This is a genomic window from Streptococcus mitis (assembly GCF_047465045.1).
GTDB lineage: Bacteria > Bacillota > Bacilli > Lactobacillales > Streptococcaceae > Streptococcus > Streptococcus mitis_DT.
In genome coordinates this window covers 52,869-59,878 of the sequence record NZ_JASHAR010000016.1, presented here as the reverse complement: position 1 = coordinate 59,878, position 7,010 = coordinate 52,869, and the positions used below count along the sequence as shown (strand labels likewise).

Here is a 7,010-nt window from a genome sequence, read left to right as displayed (position 1 = left end):
ACCAAGCAGACTTATCAAAAAGAAAAGGCGCTAGGACTAAGGAAACAGTTCTAACGCCAAAACTAAAAAAAATTCAATTACAGTATAGCACAGGAAGTGATTTTTTGAGCTTTTTACTGTCTTTTTTCAAATAAAAAGATAGTAAAACCACCCAATTTTGGGGTGGTTGGTAATTTATTGTTGTACTGGCTGAGGATTTTGATTAGGCTGACCTTGATTGGTACTTGGTTGTTGTGTTGCCGTATTTTCATTGGTTCCATCACGGGGAGTAGATGTATTTGAATTTGAATTTGTGTTTGGTGTCGTTACACTTGACTGAGAGGTTGAGGTCTCTGGAGACTGATTTGCCAGAGCAGGTGTAGAACTTTGTTGAGTAGAGGGTTCAGTCCATATTGGGCGAGCTCCATTTTTGAATACAAATTCCCCGTTTCTGAAAAGTCCGTCTGGCATCGTCCAGTCTTCTGGATGAGTATCTTCTGATAGATACGTTATCATTGAGCGATAAACTTTAGCTGCAACTAGGAAACCATCTCCAACGATAGGAGTTAAACGATTCGAATAACCTGTCCATACAGCCATAGAATACTTACGAGTATAACCAACAAACATTTCATCTGGAGCTACATAGCCAGTGTTCTTGATGTGTTTCTCAATTTCATCATCTGTGTAGTTAGAAGTACCTGTCTTACCAGCTTGCGCTAACCATGGGAGATAGGCTCCACGACCAGTTCCGTATGCCAAGACGGTTTTCATCATTTCGGTCATCATGTAAGCAGTTGTTTCTTTCATAGCTCGTGTACCAGCATCTGAAAATTCTTTTTCACTACCGTCACTGAAGACGACCTTATTGATATACATGGGTTTGTGGTAAATTCCACCGTTGGCAAAGGCAGCATAAGCAGCAGCCATTTTTTCACTGCTTGCACCGTATTGTTTGTTAGATTCAGTTGTATTACTTGAAATGGCGTTTGCATAGTGGATGCTTGGATAATTGATACCTAAGCCATTTAGGAAAGTTTTAGCTCTATCTAGACCGACCTTATTCAAAGTTTCAACGGCTGTGACATTACGTGACTGTTGAAGTGCATACTGGATTGTAATGTTTCCAAAGTAGCCTTTATCCCAGTTGTAGACGGGAGTATCAGTACCTGGATAGTTATAAGGAACATCATGTACTATAGTTGCAGTAGAGTCATAGACTCCATATTCTAAAGCGGGAGCATAGTCAGTGATTGGTTTCATAGTAGAACCCCAGTCACGGTTGGTTTCAACGGCTTGGTTGATTCCGAAAGATACATTACTTGATTGGTGACGGGCACCTAACTGAGCAATGACTTTACCATTTGTTACATCAACGATAGTAGAAGCTACTTGAAGTTCATCATCTGGATAAGCGACATACTCATCTGTGTTATAAACATCCCAAAGTCGCTGCTGAACATCTTTGTCGACATTAGTATAGACTTCCATACCTGTAGTAAGAAGGTTGTAACCAGTTTCTTGTTCAACTTGGTCGATTACTTCTTTGAGGTAGTTGTCCATATAAGCTGGATAACTATTGGCTGACTTCAAACTTTGGAGACCGTCAGTGACGGGAGTATTAATAGCTTTTTCATAATCTTCTGCACTAATGTATTTTTGCCCTTTCATTTCTGAAAGTACCAAGTTACGACGCTCTAGAGCAGCTTCTGGATGGGAATAAGGATCATATTGGTTTGGAGCTTGAGGCATTCCAGCCAAGAGTGCTAACTGTGGCAAGCTTAAGTCCTTCAAGTCTTTTCCATAGTAATTTTGGGCTGCGGTTTGCATTCCATAGTTACCGTTGGACATGTAGACTTTATTGATGTAATAGGTCAGGATTTCTTGCTTGGTTGCTTTTTGCTCTAGTTGAACGGCTAGCCAAGCTTCTTGAGCTTTACGTGACAAGGTTTGATCAGCAGTTGAAGTAGAAAAATAAGTCAATTTAATTAATTGTTGTGTCAAGGTTGAGGCACCTTGTAGACCTCCTCCTTGTAGATTTCTCAATGCTGCCCCCATGATACGAATAGTATCAACACCTCTATGATCAAAGAAACGGTGGTCTTCGATAGACACAATTGCCTTGACTAAGTCAGTAGGAATTTCATTTGCCTGAGCATTTACGCGACGTTCAGATCCAAGGTCAGCAATCAGTTCGTTTTTGTTGTCATAAATCTTGCTAGAGGTTGTCGCAACTAATTTACTTTCAGATAAGGCTGGAGCCTTGCTAACAAAGTAGAGGAAGGCACCTCCACCTAATAGAAATAATGCGATAAATAAGGTAAGAAATGTAATTCCAATATACTTTAAGAATCGCAGAATAGTTTGTTTGTTCATCTTGTTTTACCACCTAGTAAATGTTCTTTGATAATATCGAGATAGGGAATTTGAGGGAAAGCTCCTTGCTTTACTAAATATCCGTATTCTTTGATATATCCAAGTGGCATTGATTTTTGGCCCTTATCTTGATGATAAAAGCGAATCAAATCAAGTGCCGGCAACAAATAAGTTTCTTGTTGAGAAGAAAAATGAAGTAGTACGAAGCAAATCCCCTGCTGTTTTAGAACTTGTTCCATATGTTGAATCTGGTGAAGATGGAAGTTTTTCATTGGAATAGCATTCTTTTGTCGTGTTTCCTTGGCTTCAAAGTCAATGTAATGTCCTCTATACACGCCAGAGTAATCTGTTGTGGAAGCTTGTCTAAAATAGGCTTCTACAATTTTGGCTCGACTACGTTGAGGATAGTCTACTCGAACGATCTGAACAGGCGTTGGCTTTTTATGGATAACTGCCATGCCATGCGTAAGATAGTAGTCGTTTGTGGCGTTGATCATCTTTTCAAAAGTCATTCCTCGATTTGCGAAATTTTTTGGTTGAGAAATGGATGTTTGGCTTTTTTTTGATGAAATTTTATGAGGATAGTTGACCATATTTCTCCTTATTGGTACAATAACATCACTCTATTATACCATAAAATATAAAGAAAGGTGTAAAAATGACTAGAGCTTTAATTATGGGCTATTCTAGCTTTGATTTGGGTGTCTTTAACGAAAAAGATATCAGGTTAAAAATTATAAAGAAAGCGATTAGAAGAGATTTAGAAAACTTAGCAGAAGAGGGGCTTAAATGGCTGGTCTTTACTGGGAGCTTGGGATTTGAATCCTGGGTTCTTGATGTCGCAAATGAAATGAAAGATGAGTATGATTTCAGCCTAGCGACTATTTTTGATTTTGAAACGCACGGGGAAAATTGGAATGAAGCGAATCAGCTTAAACTTAGCCAATTCAAGCAAGTAGATTTTGTTAAATATGCCTATCCCAAGTATGAAAACAAGGGGCAACTACGTGATTACCAACGATTTTTACTGGAAAATACTGATTTAGCCTATTTTTTCTATGACCCAGAAAATGAGACCAAATTAAAATTTATGGACAAGCTGATGACAAATCAGGAAGGCTATCGTATAAAAAGGCTAACCTTTGAAGACTTAAATGAGCTGGTAGAAAATTTTTCTGAAAAGTAAGGCTTTGACCTTGATTTTTGTTTGCCTTTTTTTATATAATAATACTATTAGAAACCGAGAATGGAGAGAGAGATGGCAAGTATTATTTTTTCAGCAAAAGATATTTTTGAGCAAGAGTTTGGACGTGAAGTTCGTGGATATAGTAAGGTTGAAGTTGATGAATTTTTGGACGATGTCATCAAGGACTATGAAACTTATGCTGCCTTAGTCAAGTCTCTCCGTCAAGAAATTGCAGAGTTGAAGGAAGAATTGTCTCGTAAACCGAAGGCTTCACCAGTTCAAGCAGAATCTCTTGAAGCGGCAACTACAAGCTCTATGACGAATTTTGATATTTTGAAACGTTTGAATCGTCTTGAGAAAGAAGTATTTGGGAAACAAATTTTGGATAACTCTGATTTATAAGAGCTTATTTGAAAAGTGCAATTTTTGGATAATCGCGTGAGGAGAATTTCTTTTCATGAGGAAAGTCCATGCTAGCACAGGCTGTGATGCCTGTAGTGTTTGTGCTAGGCGAAACCATAAGCCTAGGGACGAGAAATCGTTACGGCAGTTGAAATGGCTAAGTTCTTGGATAGGCCAGAGTAGGCTTGAAAGTGCCACAGTGACGGAGTCTTTCTGGAAACGGAGAGAGTGGAACGCGGTAAACCCCTCAAGCTAGCAACCCAAATTTTGGTCGGGGCATGGAGTACACGGAAACGAACGTAGTGCTCTGACTGCTACCAGCTGTAGGCTGTTAGTGGTAGACAGATGATTATCGAAGGAAGTGGTCCTAGTCGCTTCTGGAACAAAACATGGCTTATAGAAAATTGCATATAGGTTGGGGCTGAGAAAACTTTCTCAACCTCATTTTTTAAAGTGGACATATAGAAAGGTCTTATAAGACTGAAAATGAAAAAAGAATTTAATTTAATCGCTACTGCTGCGGCGGGTCTTGAGGCTGTTGTGGGACGTGAAGTGCGAGAGCTTGGCTACGATTGTCAGGTTGAAAATGGACGTGTTCGTTTTCAAGGAGATGTGAGAGCCATTATCGAAACCAACCTCTGGCTTCGGGCAGCAGACCGTATCAAGATTATCGTAGGAACTTTCCCAGCTAAGACTTTTGAAGAGCTGTTTCAGGGAGTATTTGCCCTAGATTGGGAAAATTATTTACCGCTCGGGGCACGATTCCCGATTTCAAAAGCCAAATGTGTTAAATCTAAGCTTCACAATGAGCCAAGTGTACAGGCAATTTCAAAAAAGGCTGTTGTTAAGAAATTGCAGAAACACTATGCCCGTCCAGAAGGAGTTCCTCTGATGGAGAATGGTCCGGAGTTCAAGATTGAGGTCTCTATTCTCAAAGATGTGGCAACAGTCATGATTGATACGACAGGGACTAGCCTCTTTAAACGTGGCTATCGTACCGAAAAAGGTGGCGCTCCTATCAAGGAAAACATGGCAGCAGCTATTTTGCAGCTCTCTAACTGGTATCCAGACAAGCCCTTGATTGATCCAACCTGTGGTTCAGGAACTTTCTGTATCGAGGCAGTTATGATTGCCAGAAAGATGGCTCCTGGTCTTCGTCGCTCCTTTGCCTTTGAGGAGTGGAACTGGATTAGCGATCGCTTGATCCAAGAAGTGCGCACAGAGGCGGCTAAGAAAGTGGATCGTGAGCTGGAACTGGATATCATGGGATGTGATATCGATGCACGTATGGTGGAAATTGCTAAGGCCAATGCTCAGGCAGCAGGGGTTGCAGGAGATATTACCTTTAAGCAGATGCGCGTGCAGGATTTGCGTTCTGATAAAATAAATGGAGTGATTATCTCTAACCCACCTTATGGTGAACGCTTGTCAGATGATGCAGGGGTTACCAAGCTTTATGCTGAGATGGGTCAAGTATTTGCTCCTCTGAAAACGTGGAGCAAGTTTATCTTAACCAGTGATGAAGCCTTTGAGACCAAGTACGGTAGTCAGGCGGATAAGAAACGTAAGTTGTACAATGGAACCCTGAAAGTTGATTTATATCAATATTTTGGTCAGCGTATTAAACGTCAGGAAGTAAAGTAGAAAGGAAAACTCATGAGCAAGAAAAGACGTAATCGTCATAAAGCAGAACACCAAGAAGCGCAATTTGATTTTGATGATGCTAAAGAGCTAACAGTTGGAGAAGCCATGCGAAAAAATGAAGAGGTGGAAGCAGGTGTGTTGCCTGGAGATTCTATCTTGGACAAGTATGTGAAACAACATAAAGATGAAATTGAGGCAGATAAGTTTGCGACTCGCCAATACAAAAAAGAGGAGTTAATCGAAACACAGAGTCTGGATGACTTGATTCAAGAGGTGCGTGAAGCTGTAGAGGAGTCAGAAGCCTATTCAGAGGAAGTTCTATCGTCTGAAGCTATCTTACCTCCACTGCCTCTGGACGATGAGGATAAAGACTGGGATCCTATAGTACTAGAGGATGAAAATTCAGCAGAAATGACTGGGGAAGTGGAAGAGGAGAAAAAACTTTCTCGTCTGGATCAAGAGGACCCAGAAAAGAAAAGTAAAAAAGGTTTTGTTTTGACCGCTTTGGCGCTCGTATCAGTGGTTATCTGTGTCAGTGCTTATTATGTCTATCGTCAAGTGACCCGTTCGACCAAGGAAATCCAGACTTCTCAATCAACTACAAATACGCAGTCAGATGTAGAAGAATTCAATAATTTATATGATGGCTTCTATACAGATAGCAATAAAACTGCTTTGAAAAATAGTCAGTTTGATAAACTGAGTCAACTTAAGACCTTGCTTGATAAGCTGGAAGGTAGTCGTGAACATACCCTTGCCAAATCTAAGTATGATAGTCTAGCAACGCAAATCAAGGCCATTCAAGATGTCAATGCACAATTTGAAAAACCAGCTATTGTGGATGGTGTCTTGGATACCAATGCTAAAGTCAAATCGGATGCTAAATTTACAGATATTAAAACTGGAAATACGGAGCTTGATAAAGTTCTAGATAAGGCTATCAGTCTTGGTAAGAGCCAGCAAACAAGTGCTTCAAGCTCAAGTTCAAGTGAAACTAGCAGCTCAAGTTCTCGTCAAGCAAGTGAAAATACTGCTAGTGAAACAAGCCCAAGTAGTTCAAATACGGCATCAACTGAAACTAGAAGTACCCGCAGTGAAGTCAATATGGGTGTATCAAGTGCAGGAGTTGCTGTTCAAAGAAGTGCGAGTCGTGTTTCTTATAACCAATCAGCTATTGATGATAGCAATAACTCTGCCTGGGATTTCGCGGATGGTGTTTTGGAACAAATTTTAGCGACTTCACGCTCACGTGGTTATATCACTGGTAACCAATACATCCTTGAACGTGTCAATATCGTTAATGGCAATGGTTATTACAACCTCTACAAGCCAGATGGAACCTATCTCTTTACCCTTAACTGTAAGACAGGATACTTTGTTGGAAATGGTTCTGGACATGCGGATGACTTGGACTACTAAGCAG

General features: G+C 40.3%; 6 protein-coding genes and 1 other RNA gene. 5 read left to right on the top strand and 2 right to left on the bottom strand.

Going from position 1 to position 7,010, the window contains the following annotated elements; genetic code table 11:
• Positions 1–174 precede the first annotated feature (174 nt).
• Complete coding sequence (pbp1a, locus tag QM409_RS08645) at positions 175–2,355, bottom strand: penicillin-binding protein PBP1A (protein WP_414305528.1); 2,181 nt, start codon at positions 2,353–2,355, stop codon at positions 175–177.
• The gene (gene recU, locus QM409_RS08640) at positions 2,352–2,948 is read right to left on the bottom strand and encodes a Holliday junction resolvase RecU (RefSeq protein WP_049544892.1); all 597 of its coding nucleotides are present in this window, start codon (positions 2,946–2,948) and stop codon (positions 2,352–2,354) included. The genes pbp1a and recU overlap by 4 nt, the downstream gene beginning before the upstream one ends.
• A 65-nt stretch (positions 2,949–3,013) precedes the next feature.
• On the opposite strand from recU, the gene QM409_RS08635 reads away from it, so the two are divergent.
• The 5 genes from QM409_RS08635 (at position 3,014) to mapZ (ending at position 7,006) form a co-directional block, all read left to right on the top strand.
• Positions 3,014–3,541 carry a DUF1273 domain-containing protein gene (locus QM409_RS08635; RefSeq protein WP_261022159.1) on the top strand — a complete coding sequence of 176 codons (528 nt, stop codon included), beginning with the start codon at positions 3,014–3,016 and terminating at the stop codon, positions 3,539–3,541.
• Between the two features lie 72 nt (positions 3,542–3,613).
• Complete coding sequence (gene gpsB / locus QM409_RS08630) at positions 3,614–3,943, top strand: cell division regulator GpsB (protein WP_192855371.1); 330 nt, start codon at positions 3,614–3,616, stop codon at positions 3,941–3,943.
• 20 nt (positions 3,944–3,963) lie between these two features.
• An RNA gene (gene rnpB, locus QM409_RS08625) (RNase P RNA component class B) lies at positions 3,964–4,345 on the top strand.
• Positions 4,346–4,429: 84 nt separating this feature from the next.
• The gene (locus QM409_RS08620; RefSeq protein ID WP_414305527.1) at positions 4,430–5,587 is read left to right on the top strand and encodes a THUMP domain-containing class I SAM-dependent RNA methyltransferase; all 1,158 of its coding nucleotides are present in this window, start codon (positions 4,430–4,432) and stop codon (positions 5,585–5,587) included.
• A gap of 12 nt (positions 5,588–5,599) precedes the next feature.
• Positions 5,600–7,006: a cell division site-positioning protein MapZ gene (mapZ, locus tag QM409_RS08615; RefSeq protein WP_314847568.1), complete on the top strand. Its 1,407-nt coding sequence runs from the start codon at positions 5,600–5,602 to the stop codon at positions 7,004–7,006.
• Positions 7,007–7,010: the final 4 nt, after the last annotated feature.